Genomic DNA, 25,339 nt, shown 5'->3' with positions numbered 1-25,339 from the left:
ATCACGCCGACGCGCCGCCCTTCACGTACGCCTCGTAGCCCTCCGCCTCCAGCTTGTCCGCCAGCTCGGGGCCGCCGGACTCGGCGATCCGCCCGCCGGCGAAGACGTGGACGTGGTCGGGCTTGATGTAGCGCAGGATGCGGGTGTAGTGGGTGATCAGCAGGGTGCCGACCTCGCCGCTCTCGCGGACCCGGTTGACGCCCTCGGAGACCACGCGCAGGGCGTCGACGTCCAGGCCGGAGTCGGTCTCGTCGAGGATCGCGATCTTCGGCTTGAGCAGTTCGAGCTGGAGGATCTCGTGGCGCTTCTTCTCGCCGCCGGAGAAGCCCTCGTTCACGTTGCGCTCGGCGAAGGCGGGGTCCATCTGGAGCCGCTCCATGGTCTCCTTGACCTCCTTCACCCAGGTGCGCAGCTTGGGTGCCTCGCCGCGGATGGCGGTGGCGGAGGTGCGCAGGAAGTTGGAGACGGAGACCCCGGGGACCTCGACCGGGTACTGCATGGCGAGGAAGAGGCCGGCGCGGGCGCGCTCGTCGACGGACATCTCCAGGACGTCCTCGCCGTCCAGGGTGACCTGGCCGCCGGTGATCGTGTACTTGGGGTGACCGGCGAGCGAGTAGGCGAGGGTGGACTTGCCGGAGCCGTTGGGGCCCATGATGGCGTGGGTCTCGCCCTGCTTCACGGTCAGGTCGACGCCCTTGAGGATCTCGCGGGAGCCGTTGTCGGCTTCGACGGAGACGTGCAGGTCGCGGATTTCAAGCGTTGCCATGGGTAGCTCAGGACTCCTGGGTGAGGGAGACGAGCACATCGTCCCCTTCGATCTTGACGGGGTATACGGGGACAGGGCGCGTCGCGGGCAGTCCGGACGGCTTGCCGGTGCGGAGGTCGAAGCTGGAGCCGTGCAGCCAGCACTCGATCTGACAGTCCTCCACCTCGCCCTCGGAGAGCGAGACGTTCGCGTGGGAGCAGATGTCGTGGATCGCGAAGACCTCGCCCTCGGTGCGCACGACCGAGACCGGCGTGCCGTCGAGTTCCACCCGCTTGGGGGTGTCCTCCTCCAGCTCGCTCAGCGCGCAGGCACGGACGAAGCTCATGCGACCGACGCCTCCAACTCTTCCTCGATCTTCGCGATCAGCCGCTCCTCGACGTCCGGGAGGCCGATCTGCTGCACCAGCTCCGCGAAGAAGCCGCGGACCACCAGACGGCGGGCCTCCTGCTCCGGGATGCCGCGGGCCATCAGGTAGAAGAGCTGCTCGTCGTCGAAGCGGCCGGTGGCCGATGCGTGGCCGGCGCCGACGATCTCGCCCGTCTCGATCTCCAGGTTCGGCACGGAGTCGACCCGGGCGCCGTCGGTGAGGACGAGGTTCCGGTTCATCTCGTAGGTGTCGGTGCCCTCGGCGGCGGCGCGGATGAGCACGTCGCCGATCCACACCGCGTGCGCCTCGTCGCCCTGGAGCGCGCCCTTGTAGACGACGTTGGACTTGTTGTGCGGCGAGTTGTGGTCCACCAGGAGGCGGTGCTCCTGGTGCTGGCCGCGGTCCGTGAAGTAGAGGCCGAAGAGTTCGGCCTCGCCGCCGGTCGCCGCGTAGGTGACGCGGGGGTGCAGCCGCACCAGGTCGCCGCCGAAGGTGACCACGACCGACTTGAAGGAGGCGTCCCGGCCGATCAGCGCGTTGTGCTGGGCGACGTGGACGGCCTTGTCGTCCCAGTCCTGGACGGAGACCACGGTCAGCTTCGCGCCGTCGCCCAGCAGGTAGTCGACGTTGCCGGCGAGCACCGCGTCACCGGTGTGGTCGATGACCACGACGGCCTCGGCGAACGCGCCGAGCTCGATGACCTGGTGCGCGTAGGCGACCCCGCCCTCGCCGTGCACGGCGATCCGGATCGGCTCGCTGAGCTGCGTCTCCTTGGCCACGGTGACCACGGACGCCTGCTCGAAGGAGGAGTACGCCTGCGCGGCCACGCGGTCCACCGGGGTGCCCGCCCTGCCGAGCCGGGCGTCGTCCCGACCGACGGTCTCCACGGTGACGCCCTCGGGCGCGTCGATGGCGACCTTCACGCCGCCGCTGGCGACGGCGGTGCCGTCGTGCAGCCCGGCCAGGCGCTCCAGCGGGGTGAAGCGCCACTCCTCCTCGCGGCCGTTCGGGACCGGGAAGTCGGCCACGTCGAACGACGGGGGCGCACTCATGCGAGTGGCTACGGTCGACTCGGCGGCCACCGCGATCGCGCCGGCGGTGGTGGAGCCCGCCGGGATGTTCTGAGCCTCAGCCATGGCTGTCGTCGTGCTCTCTCTCTGCCTGTGGGGTCAAGAAGTCAGTGCTGCACGGGGCGGGTGGGCTCACCCGCCCCGGGGAGGGCGGCGGTCAGCCGACCGAGCCCTCCATCTGCAGCTCGATCAGCCGGTTGAGCTCCAGGGCGTACTCCATCGGCAGCTCCTTGGCGATCGGCTCGACGAAGCCGCGGACGATCATGGCCATCGCCTCGAACTCGGTCATGCCGCGGCTCATCAGGTAGAAGAGCTGGTCCTCGGAGACCTTGGAGACGGTGGCCTCGTGGCCCATGGAGACGTCGTCCTCGCGGACGTCCACGTACGGGTACGTGTCGGAGCGGGAGATCGTGTCCACGAGCAGCGCGTCGCACAGCACGTTCGACTTGGCGCCGGGGGCGCCCTCGCCGATCTCGATCAGACCTCGGTAGGAGGTCCGGCCGCCGCCCCGCGCCACCGACTTGGAGACGATGTTCGAGGAGGTGTTGGGCGCCATGTGGACCATCTTGGCGCCGGCGTCCTGGTGCTGGCCCTCACCGGCGAAGGCGATGGAGAGCGTCTCACCCTTGGCGTGCTCGCCCATCAGGTACACGGCGGGGTACTTCATCGTGACCTTGGAGCCGATGTTGCCGTCGACCCACTCCATGGTCGCGCCCTCGTAGGCCACGGCGCGCTTGGTGACCAGGTTGTAGACGTTGTTCGACCAGTTCTGGATCGTCGTGTAGCGGCACCGGCCGCCCTTCTTGACGATGATCTCCACGACGGCGCTGTGCAGCGAGTCCGAGGAGTAGATCGGGGCGGTGCAGCCCTCGACGTAGTGGACGTAGGCGTCCTCGTCGACGATGATCAGCGTCCGCTCGAACTGGCCCATGTTCTCGGTGTTGATCCGGAAGTACGCCTGGAGCGGGATGTCGACCTGCACGCCCTTGGGCACGTAGATGAAGGAGCCGCCGGACCACACCGCGGTGTTCAGCGAGGCGAACTTGTTGTCGCCGACCGGGATGACCGTGCCGAAGTACTCCTTGAAGAGCTCCTCGTGCTCCTTCAGCGCGGTGTCGGTGTCGACGAAGATGACGCCCTGCGCCTCCAGGTCCTCGCGGATCTGGTGGTAGACGACCTCGGACTCGTACTGCGCTGCGACACCGGCGACCAGGCGCTGCTTCTCCGCCTCGGGGATGCCCAGCCGGTCGTAGGTGTTCTTGATGTCCTCGGGCAGCTCCTCCCAGGAGGTGGCCTGGCCCTCGGTGGAGCGGACGAAGTACTTGATGTTGTCGAAGTCGATGCCGGAGAGGTCGGAGCCCCAGTTCGGCATGGGCTTCTTGTCGAACAGCCGCAGGCCCTTGAGGCGCAGCTTCAGCATCCACTCCGGCTCGTTCTTCTTCCCGGAGATGTCGCGGACGACGTCCTCGGAAAGGCCGCGCTTGGCCGTGGCGCCCGCGGCGTCGGAGTCGGCCCAGCCGAATTCGTACGTACCCAGACCCTCCAGTTCGGGGTGGGCAGTCTCCGTGGGGAGAGTCATTCGGGGTTCCTCCCGGCTGTGCTTTCGGATGCTGATGATGTGGATGTGGCGGGCTGTGCCCCGGCGCCGTCGGACGACTCCGACTGCTCGGACACCCCGGGCGGCCTGGTGCCGCCCCGCGGGATGAACGTCGTGCACACCCCGTCGCCGTGGGCGATGGTGGCCAGACGCTGCACATGTGTCCCGAGGAGCTCGGAGAAGATCTCGGTCTCCGCCTCGCAGAGCTGCGGGAACTGCTCGGCGACGTGCGCCACCGGGCAGTGGTGCTGACAGAGCTGCTCGCCGGGCTGGAGGCCCGGGGCGCTGCGCGCCGTAGCAGCGTACCCGTCGGCACTGAGGGCCTCGGCCAGCGCTTGGGTGCGCCGGTCGGGCGGAGCCGCGGCGAGGGCCTTGCGGTACGGCTCGGCCTGGGCGCCGATGCGGTCGCGGGCGAAGGCGGCGACGGCCGTCTCCCCTCCGGCGTACCGCTCGATCCAGCGCAGGGCGTCCACGGCGAGCGCGTCGTACGACTGGTCGAAGGCGTCCCGACCGCAGTCGGTCAGGGCGAAGACCTTGGCGGGCCGGCCGCGGGTGCGTGCGCCGTAGACCCGCTTCTCGCGGGCCTCGACGACCTGCTCGGAGACGAGGGTGTCGAGGTGGCGACGGACCGCGGCCTGGGTGAGCCCGAGGCGACCGGCGAGGTCGGCCACGGTCGACGGGCCGTGGTCCAGGATGGAGCGCGCGACTCGGTTGCGCGTCGAGTGGTCCCACTTCTGCTCGAACCGCGTCCCGGTCGCCAGCTCCTCCCGCGGAGTCTCGCCGACGTTTTTCACAACGCCATTGTTGCGTAATTCCGCGAGGGCTGACAACCGCCGTCCGGGGCCGGCACGGTGCCGTTCGTCACTTAGGGTCACCTAATTCGGAGGGCGACTCCAGACGGTTCCCGCAGGCCGGACGTGGTGCCGACGGCCGCGAGGGGGCGGCCGTACGGGGGTCCCGCACGGCCCGCCTAGACTTCCCGGCATGCAGAGCGAGCCCGCCGTCCGGATCCAGGGCCTGGTGAAGCGGTACGGATCCAAGACGGCCGTGAACGGCCTCGACCTCCACGTCCCCCGAGGGCAGGTCACCGCCGTCCTCGGCCCCAACGGAGCCGGCAAGACCACCACCATCGAGACCTGCGAGGGCTACCGCCGCCCGGACGCCGGCACCGTGCGCGTCCTCGGGCTCGACCCCGTCGCCGAATCCGATCGGCTGCGCCCCCGCGTCGGAGTGATGCTCCAGTCCGGGGGCGTCTACTCGGGCGCGCGCGCCGACGAGATGCTGCGGCACGTGGCCAAGCTGCACGCGAACCCGCTGGACGTGGACGCGCTGATCGAACGGCTCGGCCTCGGCGACTGCGGCCGCACCACCTACCGGCGGCTCTCCGGCGGCCAGCAGCAGCGCCTCTCGCTCGCCATGGCCGTCGTCGGCCGCCCCGAGCTGGTCTTCCTGGACGAGCCCACCGCCGGACTCGACCCGCAGGCCCGCCGCGCCACCTGGCAGCTCGTGCGCGAGCTGCGCACCGACGGCGTCTCCACCGTGCTCACCACGCACTTCATGGACGAGGCCGAGGAACTGGCGGACGACGTCGCGATCATCGACGCCGGCCGGGTGATCGCCCAGGGCAGCCCCGACCAGCTCTGCCGCGGCGGCGCGGAGAACACCCTGCGCTTCACCGGCCGCCCCGGGCTCGACGTCGGCTCGCTGCTCAAGGCGCTGCCGGACGGTGCGGAGGCGTCGGAGCTGCTGCCGGGCACGTACCGGATAACCGGCGACGTGGGCCCGCAGATGCTCGCGACGGTCACCACCTGGTGCGCCCAGCACGGCGTCATGCCGGACGGCATCGCGGTCGAGCGGCACACCCTTGAGGACGTCTTCTTGGAGCTGACGGGCAGGGAGCTGCGCTGATGAGCACCGGTACGTACACCCCCCGCCCGGGCGCGGCCCCGCTCGGCAGGATGATCGCCGCGCAGGCCGCGTTCGAGACGAAGATGCTGCTGCGCAACGGTGAGCAACTGCTGCTCACCGTCGTCATCCCCTCGCTCCTGCTGGTGCTGTTCTCCGGGGTCGACATCATCGACACGGGTGACGGGAAGGCCGTCGACTTCCTCGCGCCGGGCGTGCTGGCGCTCGCGGTGATGTCCACCGCGTTCACCGGGCAGGCCATCGCGACCGGCTTCGAGCGCCGGTACGGGGTGCTCAAGCGGCTCGGTGCGTCCCCGATCCCCCGCCGGGCGCTGATGTGCGCCAAGACGCTCTCCGTACTGGCCGTGGAGCTGTTGCAGATCGCGCTGCTGACGGCGATCGCGCTGGGCCTCGGCTGGTCGCCGCAGGGCGGCGCGGCCGGGGTGGCCAGCGTCCTCGCGCTGCTGGCGCTGGGCACGGCCGCGTTCAGCGGGCTGGGCCTGCTGATGGCCGGCACGCTGCGCGCCGAGGCGACGCTCGCCGCGGCGAACTTGGTGTTCCTGCTGCTGCTGGTCGGCGGCGGGGTCGTGGTGCCGCTGGACCGCTTCCCCGACGGCGTCGCAGCGCTGCTGCAACTGCTGCCGATCACCGCGCTCTCGGACGGTCTGCGCGACGTGCTCCAAGACGGTGCGTCGCTCCCCTGGCGCGAGCTGGCCGTCCTGACCGCTTGGTCCGTGCTCGGCCTGGGCGCGGCGGCGCGCTTCTTCCGCTGGGAGTGACCCAAGCCCCGCTGCCTGCGGTGCGCGGTTGCGGGGTGTGCGCTTGCACCGTGCTGGCGGAGCGACGTTGGCGTCTGCGGCCGGTGGTGGGCTGGTCGCAGAGACCAACGCACCGCGCAGGAAGCGGCGAGTACGTCAGGGGCGCGGGGAACTGCGCGACCAGCCACAGACGCGCCGCAGAGACCAACGCACCCTCCGTGCAACGGCGAGACTGTCAGGGGCGCTGGGGCCCCGCCCGCAGGGCACAGGGGGCGGAACTGCGCGACCGGCCCACCACCAGGCCGCAGGCGCCGGCGCGGCGAGATCGCGTCCTTCGCCGGTGGAACCCGTCGTCGGGGTTCCCTCGTTCTGACGGGGGCGTCAGTATGAGGCTGCCGAGCCCGTGCCCGGGGCGACGCGCGGGTCGGCAGGTGGGAGGGCTGCGATGGAGCGAACTGCCGCGCTGCGACTGGACGCGGAGTGGACGACGGGCGGCGGCGTCGGCATCGGGCTGACGTCCGCCGAACGGCACCGCACCCTGGTGCGCCTGATCGACGCGCTCGCACCGCACGCCGACGGGGACCCGTCCGTCGCCGCCCGACTCGGCCTGCGCTACGCGGAACTCGCCCGGCACCACTTCGAAGCCGGCCGCCGGGCACCCGCGTTGAGCGCCGCGGGCGAAGCGGTGCGGCACTGCGCCGGCCCGGCCCGGCACGACCCCGAGCACGCCCGCTGGTACGCCAGGGCCCTCACCAGCCGGGCCATCTACCTGGCGCATCCGCTCAGCGACGAGCTCGGACTCCCCCGCTACGCGTTCCGGGGCCCCGGCAGCCGCCCGTCGAGCGCCGTGCGCGCCGACGGCTTCGCGGCGCTCGCCGCGACCCGGCGCGCCGTCGCGGTCTGGGCCGGCCTGGACCAGGCAGAGCCGGGCAACCGGGAGGGCCTGGCGCAGGCGTACGCCTTCCTCGGCGACCGCCTGGAGGAGCTGGGCGACCCGGTGGAGGCCGCCGCGTGGGCCGTACGGGCGGAGCGGGGGCTGTGCGCGCTGCGCGCGGACGACCGGGACGACCTGCGGGCCGTCGGCGACGCAGCGCCGGGAGAGCCCAAGCCGGGGCGGGACGGGCTGCACACCGCGCTGCTGGAGCACCTGGGCGACCAGTTGGAACGCCGGCTGCGCCGCTGCCCCTTCGCCGACGGACTGGCCCGGCTGCGCGCCGATGACCTGCTGCCGGAGCGCCTGTTGCCGCTGGCGGTGCTGGCGGCCCGGATCGACGGCGTCGAGGCCGGCGCCATCGCCGACGGGCTGCGGCTGGCGCTCCCCGAGGTGGAGCGCGTCCTACGGGCCCGCTCCTGGCGCGCGGTGTGGCGGTTCGACACCCGGGACGCGGACGGCGCGCCCTGGACCCCGATGGCGTACCCCTGGCGCGGCGCGACCGCGGTCACCGACCGGTCGGCCGCGGCGGTCGGGGCGGATCTCACGGACGCCTTCCTGACCTCCCCCGACCGGCCGCCGGCCCCGGTCCACTGGCGGCTCGCGGTGTGGTGGGAGGACGAGGACCACCTCGACGCGGCCCGTTTCCGCCACGACCGAACGCCCGGCGCCCGCTCCTGACCCGCCCGTCAACACGGTGCACCACGTCACACCCCCCTCGTGAAAACTTGCACAAGGCCCGGCATACGATGGAGCCCGTGCAAACACCCCTTGCTCTCATCGCCCGGCGCTGGACTCCCGCCCCGGGCGTCGTCCGGCGCGCAGCCCTGTCCGCCGTGGTGATGACCGTGGTCATCATCGTCACCGGGGGCGCGGTCCGGCTCACCGGATCCGGCCTGGGCTGCGACACCTGGCCCAAGTGCACGGACGACAGCCTCTTCGCCACCCCCGAGCAGGGGCTGCACGGCGCGATCGAGTTCGGCAACCGGATGCTGACGTACGTCCTGTCGGCGGCCGTCGGCTGGACCATCATCGCCGCGCGCTCCGCCAAGCCCCGGCGCCGCTCGCTGACCCGGCTGGGCTGGGCGCAGTTCTGGGTGGTCGTGCTGAACGCCGTCCTCGGCGGCATCACCGTGTGGATGGCGCTCAACCCCTGGATCGTCGCCGGCCACTTCGTCGCCGCGAACCTGCTGCTCACCATCGCCGTGATCACCTGGCACCGGGCCGGCGAGGGCGATGCGCCCCGGCGCCCGCGGGTGCCGCTGCCGGTGCGCCGACTGTCCTGGGCGATCGTCGTCGTCGCCGGCGCCGCGATCGTGCTGGGCACCGGAGTGACCGGCGCCGGCAAGCACGCGGGCGACAGCAGCGACGTGCCGCGCATGCCGTGGGACTGGGTCAACGCGGCGCAGTTGCACGCCGCGTCCGCTTGGGTGATCTGTGCGCTGGCGGTCGCGATGTGGCTGGTGCTGCGGGTGGTGGACGCCCCGACCGACGTCCGGGCGCGGGCCCGGGACCTGCTGGTCGTCCTGCTGCTCCAGGGCGGCATCGGCTACCTCCAGTACCTCACGGGCGTGCCCGAGGTGCTGGTCGGGGTGCACATGCTGGGGTCGTCGCTGCTGTGGGTCGCGGTGCTGCGGCTGGTGCTCAGCACCCGGGAGCGGCCGACCGAGGCCACCCCCTCGATCCCCGCGCAGACCGACCCCGCGCTCGCCCGGATCTGACCCGACGGAACGCGTACGACACCGGGCCGGCACCCACCACACGAGTGGGTGCCGGCCCGGTGTCGTACGTTCCCGCGGGCCCGTACGGACGTGCCTGCATACGGCAGCAGGACCCCGGCAGCTTCAGCCGGCCGCGCGACCGCCGATCTGGATGCCGGCCATCCGGCTCCACTCGTACGGTCCGGTGCGGACCTTCGCCGCGAACTCGCCGTCGAAGGAGTCGTGCAGGGCCAGCCCGGCCTGCTCGGCCGCGGCCGCGGCCACGGCGTGGGTCGGGGCCACCAGGTCGCCCCAGGCGCCGTCGGCGCCGACGAGGACGATGCGGGTGCCCGACTGGCCGATGTAGGCGAGCTGCCCCTCCGCGCCGCCGTGCGCCTTCGCGAAGGCGGTGATCTCCCGGGCGAGCTTGGCGGCCTTGCGGTCCGCGTGCTTGGTGTCTGCCATGGTCACGATGCTACGTACGGGTAACAGGCGCTGACCATGCCGGGTGCGCGTGGCGTGGGCCACTGGCGGCGCCCCGGCGCCGGACGGCGAAGAGCCGGTGCACGCACCAGGCGCACACCGGCTCGAAGGACCGGCCCGGGGAACGGGCGGCTTCTCAGCGCAGGAAGGGGTCCACCGCGACGGCGACGAAGAGCAGCGACACGTAGGTGATGGACCAGTGGAAGAGCCGCATCTCCTTCAGCTTGGCGCCCGTCACGCCGGCCTTGGCGCGCGACTGGAGCGCGTGCGCCTCCCACAGCCACCAGCCGCCCGCCGCCAGTGCCACGGCCGTGTAGAACCAGCCGGTGTAGCCGAGCGGGGTGAGCAGCAGGGAGACCGCGACCATCACCCAGCTGTAGAGCACGATCTGCCGGGCGACGACCCTGTTGGAGGCGATGACCGGCAGCATCGGCACGCCGACGCGCGCGTAGTCCTCGCGCACCCGCATGGACAGCGGCCAGTAGTGCGGCGGCGTCCAGAAGAAGATGACGAGGAAGAGGATGACGGCGGCCCACGACATCGAGTTGGTCACCGCGGACCAGCCGATCAGCACCGGCATGCAGCCGGCGATGCCGCCCCAGACGATGTTCTGCGAGGTGCGGCGCTTGAGGATCATCGTGTAGACGACCACGTAGAAGAGGAGCGCACCGAGCGAGAGCCAGGCGGAGAGCCAGTTGACCAGCAGGCCGAACCAGGCCGTGGAGACGACCGCGAGCACCAGGCCGAAGACCAGGCCCTCGCGGGGCGAGACCATGCCCGTGACCAGCGGACGCTGCGACGTGCGGTCCATCAGCGCGTCGATGTCGCGGTCGATGTACATGTTGAGCGCGTTGGCGCCGCCGGCGGAGAGGTAGCCGCCGATGCAGGTCGCCAGGACCAGCATCAGGTCCGGCACCCCTTGCGCGGCGAGGAACATCACCGGCACTGTGGTGATGAGCAGCAGTTCGATGATCCGCGGCTTGGTCAGCGCCACGAAGGCCATGACGCGGGCGCCGATCGGCCGGGCGCCGGAGCCTCCGCTGGATTTCCCCACGGCCCCGGAATGGGCGGTGCCCCCACCCGCTGGACGGGAATCGACGGCCGTCACGCACACCCCTGAAAGAGATTCCAGCAAGTCCCGGGCGCAGGACAGGACTGATGAAGGCCCGGGGGAACTTGCGCGTACCACGCCACTCTAGAGGTTGCTCCTCACTCGCTTCGCACGGGGGTGGGTCGTGTTGGAGGGGGTGCGCGGGGCCGTCGGGAGGCGAAGTCCACCCGTTGGCGGCAGGCTGGCACTGTGGCCGCGCTCGGTGCCCGGTCGCAGACGAATCGAATCGAAATGGCGCATGGCGCGCCAAGGGTAGGCTCGACGACGCCCGGTGCTTCCGTCGTCACCGGATATGACATGCGACATGTGAAGACCCTCAAGCGAAGACACATGTGGCGACATGTGGAGAGGAGCCCTGACGCAGGGTGAGCACCAAGCCGACCACCACAGACCTTCAGTGGACCGAACTGGACCAGCGGGCCGTCGACACCGCTCGCGTACTGGCCATGGACTCCGTACAGAAGGTCGGCAACGGCCACCCCGGTACGGCCATGAGCCTCGCGCCCGCCGCGTACGTCCTGTTCCAGAAGCTCATGCGGCACGACCCGGCCGACGCCGACTGGACGGGTCGCGACCGCTTCGTGCTCTCCGCCGGGCACTCGTCGCTGACCCTGTACGTCCAGCTCTACCTGGCCGGGTACGGCCTGGAGCTGGACGACCTCAAGGCGTTCCGGACCTGGGGCTCGAAGACCCCGGGCCACCCCGAGTACGGGCACACGGTCGGCGTCGAGACGACCACCGGCCCGCTGGGGCAGGGCGTGGCGAACGCGGTCGGCATGGCGATGGCCGCCCGCTACGAGCGCGGTCTGTTCGACCCGGACGCCGCCCCGGGCACCTCCCCGTTCGACCACACCATCTGGGCGATCGCCGGTGACGGCTGCCTCCAGGAGGGCATCGCCGCGGAGGCTTCCTCGCTCGCGGGCCACCAGAAGCTGGGCAATCTGGTGCTGCTCTGGGACGACAACCACATCTCCATCGAGGGCGACACCGAGACCGCCGTCTCCGAGGACACCCTCAAGCGGTACGAGGCGTACGGCTGGCACGTGCAGCGCGTGGCGCCGAAGGAGAACGGCGACCTCGACCCGCACGCGCTGTACGCGGCGCTGAAGGCGGCGCAGGCCGAGACGGAGCGCCCCTCCTTCATCGCGATGCGCTCGATCATCGCCTGGCCGGCCCCGCACGCGCAGAACACCGAGGCGGCGCACGGCTCGGCGCTCGGCGAGGAGGAGGTCGCGGCCACCAAGCGCGTCCTCGGCTTCGACCCGGAGCAGCACTTCGAGGTCTCCGACGAGGTCATCGGGCACACCCGCGAGGCGCTGGACCGCGGCCGCGAGGCGCGCGGCGAGTGGGAGAAGGGCTTCGCCGCCTGGCGTACGGCCAACGCGGAGCGCGCCGCCGAGTTCGACCGGATCAGCGCGGGCGAACTGCCGGCCGGCTGGGAGGACGCGCTGCCGGAGTTCGAGACCGGCAAGAGCGTCGCCACCCGCGCGGCGTCCGGCAAGGTGCTCCAGGCGCTGGGCGCGGTCGTGCCCGAGCTGTGGGGCGGCTCCGCCGACCTCGCGGGCTCGAACAACACCACGATCGACAAGTCGTCGTCCTTCCTGCCGGCGGACAACCCGCTGCCGGAGGCCCGCCCGTACGGCCGCACGATCCACTACGGCATCCGCGAGCACTCGATGGCCGCGGAGATGAACGGCATCGCGCTGCACGGCAACACCCGCATCTACGGCGGCACGTTCCTGGTCTTCTCGGACTACATGCGCAACGCGGTGCGGCTCTCCGCGCTGATGCACCTGCCGGTGACGTACGTGTGGACGCACGACTCGATCGGCCTGGGCGAGGACGGCCCGACGCACCAGCCGGTGGAGCACCTGGCGTCGCTGCGGGCGATCCCGGGGCTGAACGTGGTCCGTCCGGCGGACGCCAACGAGACCGTGATCGCCTGGCGCGAGATCCTCAAGCGCTACACCAAGGAGTTCGGCGTGGGTGCGCCGCACGGGCTGGCGCTGACCCGCCAGGGCGTGCCGACGTACGAGCGCAACGAGGACGCGGTCCGCGGCGGCTACGTGATGTTCGAGGCCGAGGGCGGCGCCCCCGAGGTCGTGCTCATCGGCACGGGCTCCGAGGTCCAGCTCGCCGTCGAGGCGCGCGAGCAGCTCCAGGCGGCCGGGGTGCCCACGCGGGTGGTCTCGATGCCGTCGGTGGAGTGGTTCGAGGAGCAGGACCAGGAGTACAAGGACGCGGTGCTGCCGCCGTCCGTGAAGGCGCGCGTGGCCGTGGAGGCCGGGATCGGGCTGACCTGGCACCGGTACGTCGGCGACGCCGGCCGCATCGTTTCGCTGGAGCACTTCGGTGCCTCGGCGGACGGCAAGTTGCTCTTCCGCGAGTTCGGATTCACCGCGGACGCGGTCGCCGCCGCCGCGCGGGAATCTCTCGACGCCGCCCGGCGCTGACGCGGGTACATGACGAAGTAGGAGATTGAACACTCATGACAGACGACGCACTGGGGCGCCTGACCGACGAAGGCGTCGCCATTTGGCTGGACGACCTGTCCCGCAAGCGCATCACCTCCGGGAACCTCGCGGAGTTGATCGGCGAGCAGCACGTGGTGGGTGTGACGACCAATCCGTCGATCTTCCAGAAGGCGATCAGCGGCGGCGACGGGTACGAGCAGCAGCTGCGGGAGCTGGCCGCGCGCAAGGTGACCGTGGACGAGGCCCTGCGCATGATCACGACGGCGGACGTGCGGGACGCCGCGGACGTCCTGCGTCCGGTCTTCGAGGCCACCGGAGGGCAGGACGGCCGGGTCTCCATCGAGGTGGACCCGCGGCTCGCCCATGACACCGAGGCCACGATCGCCGAGGCGAAGCAGCTCGCCTGGCTGGTGGACCGGCCCAACACCCTGATCAAGATCCCGGCGACCCGGGCGGGCCTGCCGGCGATCACCGAGACGATCGGCCTGGGCATCAGCGTCAACGTGACGCTGATCTTCTCGCTGGAGCGCTACCGCGAGGTGATGGACGCGTACCTGGCCGGTCTGGAGAAGGCCAAGGAGCGCGGACTGGACCTGTCCACGATCCACTCGGTGGCGTCGTTCTTCGTGTCCCGGGTGGACGCCGAGATCGACAAGCGGCTGGACGCGCTCGGCACGCCGGCGGCGAAGGCCGCCCGCGGCAAGGCCGCCCTGGCCAACGCCCGGCTCGCCTACGAGGCGTACGAGGAGGTCTTCTCCTCCGAGCGGTGGACGGCCCTGGACCGGGCGCAGGCCAACAAGCAGCGTCCGCTGTGGGCCTCCACCGGCGTGAAGGACCCGGCGTACAAGGACACGCTGTACGTGGACGAGCTGGTCGCCCCGGGCACGGTGAACACCATGCCGGAGGCCACCTTGGAGGCCACCGCGGCCCGCGGCTCGATCAGCGGCGACACGATCCGCGGCACGTACGACCGCTCGCGCGCCGAGCTGGCGGCCGTCGCGGAGCAGGGCGTCTCGTACGACGAGGTCGTCCAGCTGCTGGAGGACGAGGGCGTCGAGAAGTTCGAGGCGTCCTGGAACGACCTGCTCAAGTCGACCGAGGCGGCGCTCGCCCGCCTCGCTCCGGCGAAGGGCTGAGACCGTGTCCGGATCGAGCGAAGCCAATCCGCTTCGTGATCCCGCCGACCGACGGCTCCCGCGCATCGCGGGGCCGTCGGGCCTGGTCATCTTCGGCGTCACGGGCGACCTGTCCCGCAAGAAGCTGATGCCCGCGATCTACGACCTGGCGAACCGGGGGCTGCTGCCGCCGGGCTTCTCCCTGGTCGGGTTCGCCCGTCGGGAGTGGCAGGACGAGGACTTCGCCCAGGAGGTCCACGACGCGGTCAAGGAGCACGCCCGCACCCCCTTCCGCGAGGAGGTCTGGCAGCAGCTCAACCAGGGCATGCGGTTCGTCCAGGGCGACTTCGACGACGACGAAGCGTTCGAGACGTTGAAGAAGACGATCGCCGAGCTGGACCAGGCGCAGGGCACCGGGGGCAACTTCGCCTTCTACCTGTCCGTGCCGCCGAAGTTCTTCCCCAAGGTCGTCCAGCAGCTCAAGAAGCACGGGCTGGCGGACCAGAAGGAGGGCTCGTGGCGCCGGGCGGTCATCGAGAAGCCCTTCGGCCACGACCTCGCGTCCGCCATGGAGCTCAACAAGGTGGTGCACGAGGTCTTCCCGCCGAACGAGGTCTTCCGCATCGACCACTACCTCGGCAAGGAGACCGTCCAGAACATCCTGGCGCTCCGGTTCGCCAACACCCTCTTCGAGCCGATCTGGAACCGGTCGTACGTCGACCACGTCCAGATCACCATGGCCGAGGACATCGGCATCGGCGGCCGGGCCGGGTACTACGACGGCATCGGCGCCGCGCGTGACGTCATCCAGAACCACCTGCTGCAACTGCTGGCGCTGACCGCGATGGAGGAGCCCGCCTCCTTCGACGCGGACGCGCTGGCGGCGGAGAAGACGAAGGTCCTCGGGGCGGTGAAGGTGCCGCGGGACCTGGGTGAGGCCACGGTGCGCGGTCAGTACGCCGAGGGGTGGCAGGGCGGTGAGAAGGCGGTCGGCTACCTCCAGGAGGACGGCATCGACCCCGACTCCAAGACCGACACCTACGCGGCCATAAAGCTGGAGATCGACAACCGCCGCTGGGCGGGCGTGCCGTTCTACCTGCGGACGGGCAAGCGCCTGGGCCGCCGGGTCACCGAGATCGCGGTGGTCTTCCAGCGGGCCCCGCACTCCCCCTTCGACCACACCGCGACCGAGGAGCTGGGGCAGAACGCCCTGGTCGTCCGGGTCCAGCCGGACGAGGGCGTGACGATGCGGTTCGGCTCCAAGGTGCCGGGCACCTCCATGGAGGTGCGGGACGTGTCGATGGACTTCGCCTACGGCGAGTCCTTCACGGAGTCCAGCCCGGAGGCGTACGAGCGGCTCATCCTCGACGTGCTCCTCGGCGACTCCAACCTCTTCCCGCGGGTCGAGGAGGTCGAGCTGTCCTGGAAGATCCTCGACCCGATCGAGCAGTACTGGGACACCCACGGCAAGCCCGCCCAGTACTCGGCGGGGACGTGGGGGCCGATCGAGGCGGACGAAATGCTCGCACGAGACGGACGGAGCTGGCGCCGGCCATGAAGATCGACCTTACGGACACCACCTCCAGCAAGATCAACAAGGCGCTGGTGCAGGGCCGCCGGGCGATCGGCACCCCGGCCGTCGGCATGGTCCTGACCCTCGTGATCGTCACGGACGAGGAGAACGCCTACGACGCGCTGAAGGCGGCGAACGAGGCGTCGCGGGAGCACCCCTCCCGCACCCTCGTGGTCATCAAGCGGGTCTCCCGCACCCCCCGCGACCGGGCGCAGACCCGACTGGACGCGGAGGTGCGGGTCGGCGCGGACGCGGGCACCGGCGAGACGGTGGTGCTGCGGCTGTACGGGGACGTGACGGACCACGCCCAGTCGGTGGTGCTGCCGCTGCTGCTGCCCGACGCGCCCGTCGTGGCGTGGTGGCCGGTGAACGCCCCGCTGGACCCGGCGAAGGACCCGCTGGGCGCGCTGGCCCAGCGCCGGGTCACCGACACCTACGCCGCCGAGCAGCCCGTCCGGGAGCTGACGTCGCGCGCCGAGGCGTACACCCCCGGCGACACGGACCTGTCCTGGACCCGGATCACCCCCTGGCGCTCCATGCTGGCCGCCGCGCTCGACCAGGTGGTCTGCGAGGTCACCGCGGTCGAGGTGGAGGGCGAGGAGTTCAACCCGAGCGTGGAGCTGCTCGCGATGTGGCTCGCGGACCGGTTGGGCGTGCCGGTGCGGCGCACCCTGTCGCACGGCCCCGGTCTCACGGCGGTGCGGATGGAGACCGACTGCGGCCGGATCGTGCTCGACCGGGCGGACGGTGCGCTGGCGAACCTCTCCATCCAGGGCCAGCCGGACCGTGCGGTCGCCCTCAAGCGCCGGGAGACCTCCGAGCTGATCGCGGAGGAGCTGCGGCGGCTGGACCCGGACGACACCTACGCCTCCGCCCTGCGGTTCGGGGTGGACCGGCTCGATGACGGCGGGCCCGGCAGCGCTGCGGCTGCCCCGGCCGCCGTGGCGGCGGAAGCCGCTTCGGTGGCGGACGCCGAGGAAGCTCCGGCGCCGGCCGCCCCCGCGAAGGCGGCGACGGGCAAGAAGGCCGCCGCGCGGAAGGCGGCGGCGAAGTGAGCGCACCCCAGCTCGTCGTCCACCGCGACAAGGAGCTGATGGCCCAGGCCGCGGCGGCCCGGCTGATCACCAAGATCGTGGACGCCCAGGCGGCCCGGGGCACTGCCTCGGTGGTGCTGACGGGCGGACGCAACGGCAACGGCCTGCTGGCCGCGCTCGGGGCCTCGCCGGCCCGCGACGCGGTCGACTGGCGCCGGCTGGACCTGTGGTGGGGCGACGAAAGGTTCCTCCCCGAGGGGGACCCGGAGCGCAACGCCACCCAGGCGCGGGCCGCCCTGCTGGACCAGGTGCCGGTCGACCCGGCGCGGGTGCATCCGATGCCGGCGTCCGACGGTCCGTACGGCAGCGACGTGGAGGCGGCGGCCGCCGCGTACGCCACCGCGCTGGCGGCGGCCGCCGGGCCGGAGGACCACGGTCCGGTGCCGACCTTCGACGTCCTGATGCTCGGCGTCGGCCCGGACACCCACGTGGCGTCGCTCTTCCCGGAGCACCCCGCGGTCCGGGAGACCGAGCGCACGGTCGTCGGGGTGCACGGGGCGCCGAAGCCGCCGCCGACCAGGATCTCCCTGACGCTGCCCGCGATCCGGGCGGCGCGTGAGGTCTGGCTGCTCGCGGCGGGCGAGGACAAGGCGAACGCCGCGGCGATCGCGCTCTCCGGCGCGGGCGAGGTCCAGGCCCCGGCCGCGGGCGCCCGCGGCCGGGCCCGCACGCTGTGGCTGCTGGACTCCGCGGCGGCCGCGCAGTTGCCGCGGGAGCTGTATCCGCCGGCCGCGGCCTAGTCGCTGACGCTGCGGAAGCCGAGGCTCGTGAGGGCCCGGACGCCTAGGGAGGCGTCCGGGCCCTTCGCGTTGCCCGCCCTGTCCTGAAACACCCTCCTGCGGACCGAAGATCAGCCAAAAGGCCCGCGCCGCGCCGGGGAGCCCGGGAGGCGATCTTGCCGGGGACCGAAGTGGTGCGGCTAACTTGGGGCGCGGCGAGGGGGACGCCCTGTCTCCCCTTCTCTCCGCGCTACACGTACACGTGTACACGCACGTCTGCAAGCACGGCCTTTTCAACGCGTTCGACGGATGCACGGAAGGGGACCACGATGCTCGGTGAGACGGCCCGCACCTGGCTGCGGCGGTGGGACGAACAGCAGGAGCGGTACAGCCCGGACCGCGAGGAACGGTTCCAAGTGATCCTCGACGTGGTCCGGTGGTCCCTGGAGCGGGCCTCGCCCGGCCGTCCGCGGATCGTCGACCTGGGGTGCGGTACGGGTTCGCTCTCCGTCCGCCTCGCCCGCGCCCTGCCGCGCGCCGAGGTCGTGGGCGTCGACGCGGACCCGATGATGCTGGGCCTGGGCGAGGAGAACGTCGCCGGCACCGGCGCGCGCCTCCTCCTCGACGACCTGAACTCCCCCGACTGGCCGACCCGCGTCGCCCCGGGCGAGCCCTGGGACGCGGCGGTCTCCTCCACGGCGCTGCACTGGCTGGAAGCGGAGGACCTCGCGGCGCTCTACGGCCGGTTGGCGGCCAGGATCCGGCCGGGCGGCGTCTTCGTCGACGCCAACAACCGCATGCCCGAGGGCTCTTCGGACGCCCGCTCCCTGGCCCGCCGGGTCCGCGACGCCCGCGCCGAGCGCGCCGGCAAGGCGGACCGGGAGGACTGGGACTCCTGGTGGAAGGCGTTCCTCGCGGCACCGGAGCTCGCGGAGTTGGCGCGTCAGCGCGAGCAACGCGCCATCGCCGAACGCGCCTTCGCCCCTCCGCTGGACCTGACGTTCGACGAGCAGGCGGACCTGTTGAAGGCTGCGGGCTTCCGCACGGTCACCACGGTCTGGCAGTGCGGCGACGACAGCGTCCTGGTGGCCCTGCGCTGACCCCCGTGACGGGCCCGCCCGCCTCACGCGTCCGCGAGGACTTCGGCAACCGTGGAGGTCGGGGTGTGGAGGACCGCGTCGAACGCCTCGATGACGGGGGTGTGGAGGTAGGCGCTCTGTATCCGGATGCGGTCGGGGCCCGGGGCGGGGTCGGAGCTCCCCCGGGCCGCCTGCGGGCGCGCCCGGCGCAGGTCGGCGATGCTGAGCCCGAGCCCGGCATCGGCGAAGGCGGCTTCGACGCTTCCCGGCTCGGCCGGCCCCAGCGCGGTGGCGTCGATGGTGAAGCCGAAGGGTGAGTTCTCGTCGCGGGGCATGTCCGCGGTGTGCCCGGTGGTGCTGACCAGGCCGAGGGCGACGTAGTCGGCGCCGAGCGCGCGGTGCAGGTGCTGGCCCATGGGGAGTCCGGTGAGGTGGCCGTCGAAGGACACCGGCGTCTTCTGGATGTGGGCGTTGTGAGCGGCCAATACGACACGGGTGCCGGGCTCGAAGCGGTCCAGGTGCCACAGCACCGACTCGGCCATGTAGACGTCGCGGGCCGAGGTGTCGGCGCTCAGCCCCTTGCCGGCGAAGAGGTCGGCCATGGCGCGGAAGGCGTAGTCGGCGTGGCAGGCGCCTTCGATGCGGCGCAGGGCGACGTCGTGGCTCTGCCGGTCGCCGCGGGAGACGTACAGCGGTTCGAGGGAGCGGACCCTGATGAGCAGGCGGGCCAGGATCGCGCTGAGGGCGTCCTGTTCGGAGGTGGCCAGGCGAGCCCACGCGGGGGCGGCGACGGCCCCGGATCCGCCGGCGAACCGTGCGGCGATCCGCAGCGCCTCGTCGACCAACGGCAGGGTCTCGGGGTCGATCCGGCGCAGGTAGTCGGCGACCGGGGCCAGCGCGGGAATCAGGGACCCGCCGGCGGCCGGGACGTCGACGCCGGCGAAGCGCACCGGGGTCGGTGCGGTGCGGTTGTGCCGGCGCATCCAGCGCAGCGGCTCGCCGACTCCCACCGGGATCGTCCCGGCGAGGTGTGCCGACAGGTCGTCGTCCGTCCCCTCGCCCCGGGCCCACGCGTCGAGGGGGAAGCCTTCGCTGAAGCCGTACTCGAAGGCCAGGACGGTGAATCCGCAGCGCTCGGCCAGGAAGCGCAGGACGCGCTCGCGCATCGCCGCGAACTCCGCGATGAAGTGGGAGCTCTCGCCGATCGCCACGACCCGCGCATCGCCGACGACGGCGCGCAGCGGCTCCAGGTCGTCGAGGGGCGCCTCGGGGTCCAGGTGGTCGAGGGCGACGGCGTGGGTGCGGAGCCAGTCGGCGAACGGGTTGCGGTGGGGCGAAGCAGGCATGCGACGGCTCGATTCTCGGTCGGGCTGCTGCCCGGTCCGCTCCGGAGAACGAGCCCGCCGTTGGACGTCGCGCCGGCCGGGCGGACGCTTCGGAAGAGCATCGGTCTCCACTAATGCAACAGATGATGCTTTAAGATCTTGCCATGGCGACGACACCCCGAGCAAAGGTCTTCACGTGACGTCCCCCGAAGCCCCGGGGCCGAACGGCACCCGCCCTCCGACCGGCCGCCGCCCCGGGGGCCGCACCGCTCGCGTACGTCGGCAGGTGCTCGACGCGACCCTCGCCGAACTGGGCGAACACGGCTACGACGGGCTGACCACCGACGCCGTCGCCGCCCGCGCCGGCGTGCACCGCACGACGGTGTACCGGCGCTGGGGGGACGTGGGCGGCCTGCTCGCCGACGTCCTCGACGCGGCGGGTGACGACGGTTGGCAACCACCGGACACCGGCTCGTTGGAAGGCGACCTGGCCGCGCTGAACGAGGAGATCCTCGCGGCCCTGACCGCGGAACCGCCGATCATGGCAGCGCTGATCGCCGCGTCCTTCCGCTCGGAGCAGGCGGCCCGGGCGCAGCGGCGACTCTGGGAGGACCGGTACGTCCGCTGCGAGACCGTCGTCGGCCGGGCGGTCGAGCGCGGCGAACTGCCACCGCGCACCGATGCCCGGCAGCTCCTCATCGCGTCGACCGCGCCGCTCTACCACCAGTTGGTCCTGCTCCGCACGCCCCCCGACCCGCGCCTGCCCGCCCACGCGGCCAAATCCGCCACCCTGGCCGCGATCGCCGGCGCCTTCACCGAGCCTTAGGGGCCCCTCGCCGTTTCCCCGCGGACCATCTACCTCCGCGATCCGGTGACGGGCTCGTCGCACACCTCCTCCCCCACGCCCTGCGGACACGGGGCCCAGAGGGCATGGAGGGGACCCCAGCGCCCCTGATTCGCTCAGCTCGGCGGCCACTTGCGGACCCGAGCTCGGTTTGCGGCTACGCCCGTAGGGCGTGGGCAATGAGGGACGTGGGGAACTGCCCGACCAGCCCACCACCGGCCGGTGGAGACCAACGCTCCCGCAGGGAAACGGCGGCTACGTCCAGCGGCACAGGGACGTGCGCGCGACCATCCGGACACGACCCGGGCCCCCTCGCCGTGGCACCACAGGTGCGCGCCACACGGCTCGACCCAGCGCGTCCGCAGACGAACGGGGTGAGGGGCGCTGGGAGTTCCCCGGGCCGCAGGGGACGGAACCGCGCGGCCCGCACGCAGCCCGCACCTCGGGGTTCAGCGGTCCCGTGGCTCGACGCGGCGCGAGGGCGTCGGCTCCAGGAACGGGGCCAGGAGACCGGGGACCGCGTTCGCCGCGAGCGCGAGCGCTTCGGATTGCGCCGCGTCGTAGACCGTGTAGCCGCCCGCGCCCGCCGCCGTCGTCGCCGTCACGGTCATCAGGCCCGACCGTCGCTGGAAGACGGACTGGGAGATCGTCCAGCCGATGATCCCGCTGCGCTGCAACGCGACCGTGCGCCGCGCCATGCTCCCCGAGCGGGTCAGCAAGTAGCCGCCGCTCAGCCCGTGTCCGAGGCTGCGGTACGCGTCGACGGCGAGGAGCACCGCGATCGGGAACGCCACCACCGCGTACCCCGCCGCGATGTACAGCAGGACGGGCGTGAGCCAGAGGCCGAGGGCCACCAGGACCGCCGCCGGGGCCGCGGCCCCGGAGAGGGCCCAGCGCAGCCGGCGGGCCCGGGCGGCGCGCGGATGCGGGGTCAGCGGGGCGTCCATCGGGGTGCGGGGCTCCCGCAGGACCAGGCCCACCACGGAGTCCGCCACCGCGCGCGGCGCGGGCGGCAGCAGCACCTGGAGGTCGGCGTGGTCGCCCTCCGTGTCGTCGGCTATGCCGGTGGCGACCGCGTCCACCCGCGCCGCGCCGAACGGCCGTACGCCCAGCGGCTCCACCAACTCGACCCCGCGCAGCCTGCGCTCCTCGACCGATATCGAGCGGGTCGTGAACAGTCCGCGGCGCACGCGCAGCACGCCGCCGGGCTCCCGGTCCAGGCGGTAGCCCCACCACATCTCGACCCACAGCCCGAGCGCACCGATCGCACCGACGACGAGCGCGGTGAGGGCCAGCGTCCCGACCATGACGGTGATGGACGTGTCCTGGAAGCGGTCGCCGGTCCACTCGATGACCTCGTCCTGGAGCCCGAAGAAGTCGCTGACCTGCATCACGGCGCCGGCCGCCGCGACGCCGAGCGCGGGAGCGACGAAGGACGTCGGGGCGTACCGGATCCAGGCGGGGTCGAGGACCGCGAGGGCGCCTTCCGGGACCGCCGCCGAAACGTCGACGGGACGGTCGAGCAGTTCGGCGCGCAGGCGTTCGCCCTCCGCCCTGCTGACCGGGTCCAGCACCAGGGAGGACTCGCCGCTGCCGCTGCTCTCACCCGTCCCGATGCGGACCTTGACCAGCCCCAGCACGCGCAGCAGCGGATTCGCGGTGAGGTCGACGCTGCGGATCCGCTCGCGCGCCAGGGAGCGCCGCTTCACGAAGAGCAGGCCGGAGTGGAGGTCGACGCGGCCGGGGCCGATGCGGTAGCGCGTACGGCGCCAGGTGGCGTACTGGACGGCGACGGAGCCGAGGACCAGCAGGACCGCGGCGGTCAGCAGCAGGACGAGTCCGATGCCGCGGCGGGGTCCGTTGCCGAACCAGGCGCCGGAGGAGAGCCCGAGCAGCACGGGAAGGCAGATGCCGCCCGCGATGCCGGCGACGACGAGGGCGGTGACCAGCAGGACCAGTTTGTCGAGCTGTCGCCACTCCCCCTCGGTCGCGACCTCCGACGCGACCGCGCCCGGTGCCGGGGGGACCTCGTCGCCAGCCGCGCCGGCCGCCGCACCGCTCGGCTCCGCCGCCCGCGGCGCATCCGCGTTCACGTCGCGTCCCCCGGGGTCGCCTGGGTGACCCGCGTCAGCTCCGCGACCAGCCCGGCCGCCACCTCGTGGTCGAGCCCGACGATCCGCACGGGCCCCTCGGAGGAGGCCGTGGTGACCGTGACCGTCGCCAGCTTGAAGGACCGCTCCAGGGGGCCGCGCACGGTGTCGACGGTCTGGATGCGGGACATCGGCGCGATGCGCCACTCCTGCCAGAAGGAGCCGGTGCGGACGTACACCGCCTCGTCGGTGACCTCCCAGCGGTGCACCCGGTACCACCAGAGGGGGAAGACGGCGGCACAGAGCAGTGCGAGTCCGCTGAGTGCGGCAGCGGACGCCCACAGCCAGGTGCGCGCCGGAGTGATCCACAGGCCGAGCAGGCCCAGCACCGTGCCGCACACCACCGCGGCGATCAGCCACTGGGTCAGCCACCAGCCGACGACCCGGCGGTCCAGTGCGTTCCTCGGCGGTCGCAGTCGCACCGCCGTCTCCCCCGTGGTCATGACGTCAACGCCCCCGTAGCGTCCGGTACTTCGCCGCGAGCGCGGCCGTCGAGCTGTCGAGCCCTTCGCCGCCGGCCCCCTCGGTCAGCACCGGCTCGATCTTCTTCGCGAGGACCTTGCCCAGCTCCACGCCCCACTGGTCGAAGGAGTCGATGTGCCACACGGCCCCCTGGACGAACACCTTGTGCTCGTACAGCGCGATCAGCTGGCCGAGCACGGAGGGGGTGAGTTCGTCCGCGAGGACGGTGGTCGTGGGGTGGTTGCCCCGGAAGGTCTTGTGCGGCACCAGCTCCGCGGGGACGCCCTCCGCGCGCACCTCCTCCGGCGTCTTGCCGAAGGCGAGGGCCTGCGTCTGGGCGAAGAAGTTCGCCATCAGCAGGTCGTGTTGGGCGGCCAGGGCCGGCGACAGCTCGGCGGAGGGGCGGGCGAAGCCGATGAAGTCCGCGGGGATGACCTTGGTGCCCTGGTGGATCAGCTGGTAGTAGGCGTGCTGGCCGTTCGTGCCGGGGGTGCCCCACACCACGGGGCCGGTCTGCCACTCCACCGGCTGCCCGTCGCGGTCCACCGACTTGCCGTTCGACTCCATGTCGAGCTGCTGGAGGTAGGCGGTGAACTTGCTCAGATAGTGCGAGTACGGCAGGACGGCGTGCGACTGGGCGTCGAAGAACGCGCCGTACCAGATGCCGAGCAGGCCGAGCAGCAGCGGCGCGTTCTCCTCGAAGGGCGCGGTGCGGAAGTGCTCGTCGACGAGGTGGAAGCCGTCGAGCATCTCCCGGAAGCGCTCCGGCCCGATCGCGATCATCAGGGAGAGGCCGATGGCGGAGTCGTACGAGTAGCGCCCGCCGACCCAGTCCCAGAACTCGAACATGTTGGCCGTGTCGATGCCGAAGTCGGCGACCTTCCCGGCGTTCGTCGACAGGGCCACGAAGTGCCGGGCGACGGCTTCCTGACCGGCGTTCAGCTCGCCGAGCAGCCAGTCGCGGGCGGAGGTGGCGTTGGTGATGGTCTCGATCGTGGTGAAGGTCTTGGAAGCGACGACGAACAGCGTCTCCGCCGCGTCCAGGTCGCGCACCGCCTCGTGGAGGTCGGCGCCGTCCACGTTCGACACGAAACGGAACGTCAGGTCCCGCGCAGCGTAGGGGCGCAGCACCTCGTACGCCATGGCGGGGCCGAGGTCGGAGCCGCCGATGCCGATGTTGACCACGTTCTTGACGGGCTTGCCGGTGTGCCCGGTCCAGGCGCCGGCGCGGACCTGCTCGGCGAAGGCGGCCATCTGGTCGAGCACCGCGTGGACCCGGGGGACGACGTCCTCGCCGTCGACCTCGACGACGGCGCTGCGGGGCGCGCGCAGCGCGGTGTGCAGGACGGCGCGGTCCTCGGTGACGTTGATCCTCTCGCCGCGGAACATGGCGTCCCGCAGCCCGGCCACGTCCGTGGCCACCGCCAACTCGCGCAGCAGCGCCAGGGTCTCGTCGGTCACCAGGTGCTTGGAGTAGTCGATGTGGAGGTCACCGACGCGCAGGACGTGGGAGCTGCCGCGCTCCGGATCGGCGGCGAACAGCTCCCGCAGATGGGTCTGCCCCAACTGCTCGCGGTGCTTGCCGAGCGCGATCCACTCGGGGGTCTGGTTGAGCCGGGTACGGCCCGTTGCGTTCACTCGGACATCAGCTCGCTTCGTCTCGTGCCTGACTGGCGCCCCACCGCCCCAACCTAAATGATCAGGAGGGCCGCGAGGTGTCCACGGAAGCGCCGTGCACGCTCCGTGTTCACCTGACTCAGAACCGTAAGCGACGGCACTGACAATCGGGCACTGTGGCCAACCGAGGAGGCCCGGC

At 72.0% G+C, this 25,339-nt stretch carries 22 protein-coding genes; 11 read left to right on the top strand and 11 right to left on the bottom strand.

The window, feature by feature from the left end; genetic code table 11:
* Window position 1: 1 nt before the first annotated feature.
* From sufC to ACH4E8_RS24665, 5 genes are all read right to left on the bottom strand, one after another.
* Complete coding sequence (sufC, locus tag ACH4E8_RS24685; RefSeq protein WP_398451612.1) at window positions 2-766, bottom strand: Fe-S cluster assembly ATPase SufC; 765 nt, start codon at window positions 764-766, stop codon at window positions 2-4.
* 7 nt (window positions 767-773) lie between these two features.
* Window positions 774-1,091: a bifunctional 3-phenylpropionate/cinnamic acid dioxygenase ferredoxin subunit gene (locus ACH4E8_RS24680; RefSeq protein ID WP_398451610.1), complete on the bottom strand. Its 318-nt coding sequence runs from the start codon at window positions 1,089-1,091 to the stop codon at window positions 774-776.
* The gene (gene sufD / locus ACH4E8_RS24675; protein ID WP_398451608.1) at window positions 1,088-2,269 is read right to left on the bottom strand and encodes a Fe-S cluster assembly protein SufD; all 1,182 of its coding nucleotides are present in this window, start codon (window positions 2,267-2,269) and stop codon (window positions 1,088-1,090) included. The genes ACH4E8_RS24680 and sufD overlap by 4 nt, the downstream gene beginning before the upstream one ends.
* Window positions 2,270-2,360: 91 nt before the next feature.
* Window positions 2,361-3,782 carry a Fe-S cluster assembly protein SufB gene (sufB, locus tag ACH4E8_RS24670; protein ID WP_398451606.1) on the bottom strand — a complete coding sequence of 474 codons (1,422 nt, stop codon included), beginning with the start codon at window positions 3,780-3,782 and terminating at the stop codon, window positions 2,361-2,363.
* Complete coding sequence (locus ACH4E8_RS24665; protein ID WP_398451603.1) at window positions 3,779-4,594, bottom strand: helix-turn-helix transcriptional regulator; 816 nt, start codon at window positions 4,592-4,594, stop codon at window positions 3,779-3,781. The genes sufB and ACH4E8_RS24665 overlap by 4 nt, the downstream gene beginning before the upstream one ends.
* A 190-nt stretch (window positions 4,595-4,784) precedes the next feature.
* On the opposite strand from ACH4E8_RS24665, the gene ACH4E8_RS24660 reads away from it, so the two are divergent.
* The 4 genes from ACH4E8_RS24660 to ACH4E8_RS24645 all read left to right on the top strand — a co-directional run bounded on the left by ACH4E8_RS24660 (window position 4,785) and on the right by ACH4E8_RS24645 (window position 9,115).
* Window positions 4,785-5,708, top strand: a complete 924-nt coding sequence (locus tag ACH4E8_RS24660) for an ABC transporter ATP-binding protein (RefSeq protein WP_398451601.1) — start codon at window positions 4,785-4,787, stop codon at window positions 5,706-5,708.
* Complete coding sequence (locus ACH4E8_RS24655; RefSeq protein ID WP_398451598.1) at window positions 5,708-6,484, top strand: ABC transporter permease; 777 nt, start codon at window positions 5,708-5,710, stop codon at window positions 6,482-6,484. Before ACH4E8_RS24660 ends, ACH4E8_RS24655 begins: the two co-directional genes overlap by 1 nt.
* A gap of 424 nt (window positions 6,485-6,908) precedes the next feature.
* Entirely contained in the window at window positions 6,909-8,075 is a 1,167-nt protein-coding gene (locus ACH4E8_RS24650; protein ID WP_398451595.1) for a hypothetical protein, read from the top strand.
* A gap of 68 nt (window positions 8,076-8,143) precedes the next feature.
* Window positions 8,144-9,115 carry a heme A synthase gene (locus ACH4E8_RS24645; protein WP_398451592.1) on the top strand — a complete coding sequence of 324 codons (972 nt, stop codon included), beginning with the start codon at window positions 8,144-8,146 and terminating at the stop codon, window positions 9,113-9,115.
* A 123-nt stretch (window positions 9,116-9,238) separates the two neighbouring features.
* Here the strand turns inward: ACH4E8_RS24645 and ACH4E8_RS24640 are convergent, their stop codons facing one another.
* Together ACH4E8_RS24640 and ACH4E8_RS24635 are read right to left on the bottom strand one after the other, a co-directional pair.
* The gene (locus ACH4E8_RS24640; RefSeq protein WP_398451590.1) at window positions 9,239-9,559 is read right to left on the bottom strand and encodes a hypothetical protein; all 321 of its coding nucleotides are present in this window, start codon (window positions 9,557-9,559) and stop codon (window positions 9,239-9,241) included.
* A 154-nt stretch (window positions 9,560-9,713) separates the two neighbouring features.
* Window positions 9,714-10,685 carry a heme o synthase gene (locus ACH4E8_RS24635; RefSeq protein WP_398451588.1) on the bottom strand — a complete coding sequence of 324 codons (972 nt, stop codon included), beginning with the start codon at window positions 10,683-10,685 and terminating at the stop codon, window positions 9,714-9,716.
* Between the two features lie 368 nt (window positions 10,686-11,053).
* On the opposite strand from ACH4E8_RS24635, the gene tkt reads away from it, so the two are divergent.
* The 6 genes from tkt (at window position 11,054) to ACH4E8_RS24605 (ending at window position 18,763) form a co-directional block, all read left to right on the top strand.
* Complete coding sequence (gene tkt, locus ACH4E8_RS24630; protein ID WP_398451585.1) at window positions 11,054-13,141, top strand: transketolase; 2,088 nt, start codon at window positions 11,054-11,056, stop codon at window positions 13,139-13,141.
* A 35-nt stretch (window positions 13,142-13,176) separates the two neighbouring features.
* Window positions 13,177-14,298 (top strand): transaldolase, encoded by a 1,122-nt coding sequence (tal, locus tag ACH4E8_RS24625; RefSeq protein WP_398451582.1) that lies wholly within the window; start codon window positions 13,177-13,179, stop codon window positions 14,296-14,298.
* Between the two features lie 4 nt (window positions 14,299-14,302).
* On the top strand, window positions 14,303-15,835 hold the full coding sequence (gene zwf, locus ACH4E8_RS24620) for a glucose-6-phosphate dehydrogenase (RefSeq protein ID WP_398451579.1): 1,533 nt from the start codon (window positions 14,303-14,305) through the stop codon (window positions 15,833-15,835).
* Window positions 15,832-16,905, top strand: a complete 1,074-nt coding sequence (gene opcA / locus ACH4E8_RS24615; RefSeq protein ID WP_398451577.1) for a glucose-6-phosphate dehydrogenase assembly protein OpcA — start codon at window positions 15,832-15,834, stop codon at window positions 16,903-16,905. The genes zwf and opcA overlap by 4 nt, the downstream gene beginning before the upstream one ends.
* On the top strand, window positions 16,902-17,684 hold the full coding sequence (gene pgl / locus ACH4E8_RS24610) for a 6-phosphogluconolactonase (RefSeq protein WP_398451574.1): 783 nt from the start codon (window positions 16,902-16,904) through the stop codon (window positions 17,682-17,684). Before opcA ends, pgl begins: the two co-directional genes overlap by 4 nt.
* Window positions 17,685-17,992: 308 nt before the next feature.
* Window positions 17,993-18,763 (top strand): class I SAM-dependent methyltransferase, encoded by a 771-nt coding sequence (locus ACH4E8_RS24605; RefSeq protein ID WP_398451571.1) that lies wholly within the window; start codon window positions 17,993-17,995, stop codon window positions 18,761-18,763.
* Between the two features lie 23 nt (window positions 18,764-18,786).
* Here ACH4E8_RS24605 and ACH4E8_RS24600 read toward each other — a convergent pair whose 3' ends face one another.
* A complete protein-coding gene (locus ACH4E8_RS24600; protein ID WP_398451569.1) occupies window positions 18,787-20,088 on the bottom strand; it encodes an erythromycin esterase family protein in 1,302 nt (433 codons plus the stop codon).
* Between the two features lie 175 nt (window positions 20,089-20,263).
* Between ACH4E8_RS24600 and ACH4E8_RS24595 the strand changes: the two genes are divergently transcribed.
* The gene (locus tag ACH4E8_RS24595; protein ID WP_398451566.1) at window positions 20,264-20,893 is read left to right on the top strand and encodes a TetR/AcrR family transcriptional regulator; all 630 of its coding nucleotides are present in this window, start codon (window positions 20,264-20,266) and stop codon (window positions 20,891-20,893) included.
* Window positions 20,894-21,360: 467 nt separating this feature from the next.
* On the opposite strand, the gene ACH4E8_RS24590 is transcribed toward ACH4E8_RS24595, so the two are convergent.
* From ACH4E8_RS24590 to pgi, 3 genes are all read right to left on the bottom strand, one after another.
* Window positions 21,361-22,869, bottom strand: a complete 1,509-nt coding sequence (locus tag ACH4E8_RS24590; protein WP_398451908.1) for a PH domain-containing protein — start codon at window positions 22,867-22,869, stop codon at window positions 21,361-21,363.
* 131 nt (window positions 22,870-23,000) lie between these two features.
* On the bottom strand, window positions 23,001-23,504 hold the full coding sequence (locus ACH4E8_RS24585; RefSeq protein ID WP_398451563.1) for a PH domain-containing protein: 504 nt from the start codon (window positions 23,502-23,504) through the stop codon (window positions 23,001-23,003).
* Window positions 23,505-23,508: 4 nt separating this feature from the next.
* Window positions 23,509-25,161: a glucose-6-phosphate isomerase gene (pgi, locus tag ACH4E8_RS24580; RefSeq protein WP_398451561.1), complete on the bottom strand. Its 1,653-nt coding sequence runs from the start codon at window positions 25,159-25,161 to the stop codon at window positions 23,509-23,511.
* Window positions 25,162-25,339 lie beyond the last annotated feature (178 nt).

Source organism: Streptomyces sp. NPDC017979 (genome assembly GCF_044328175.1).
GTDB lineage: Bacteria > Actinomycetota > Actinomycetes > Streptomycetales > Streptomycetaceae > Streptomyces.
Note: the sequence above shows the minus strand (reverse complement) of the source record. Positions and strands in the feature narration are given on the sequence as shown.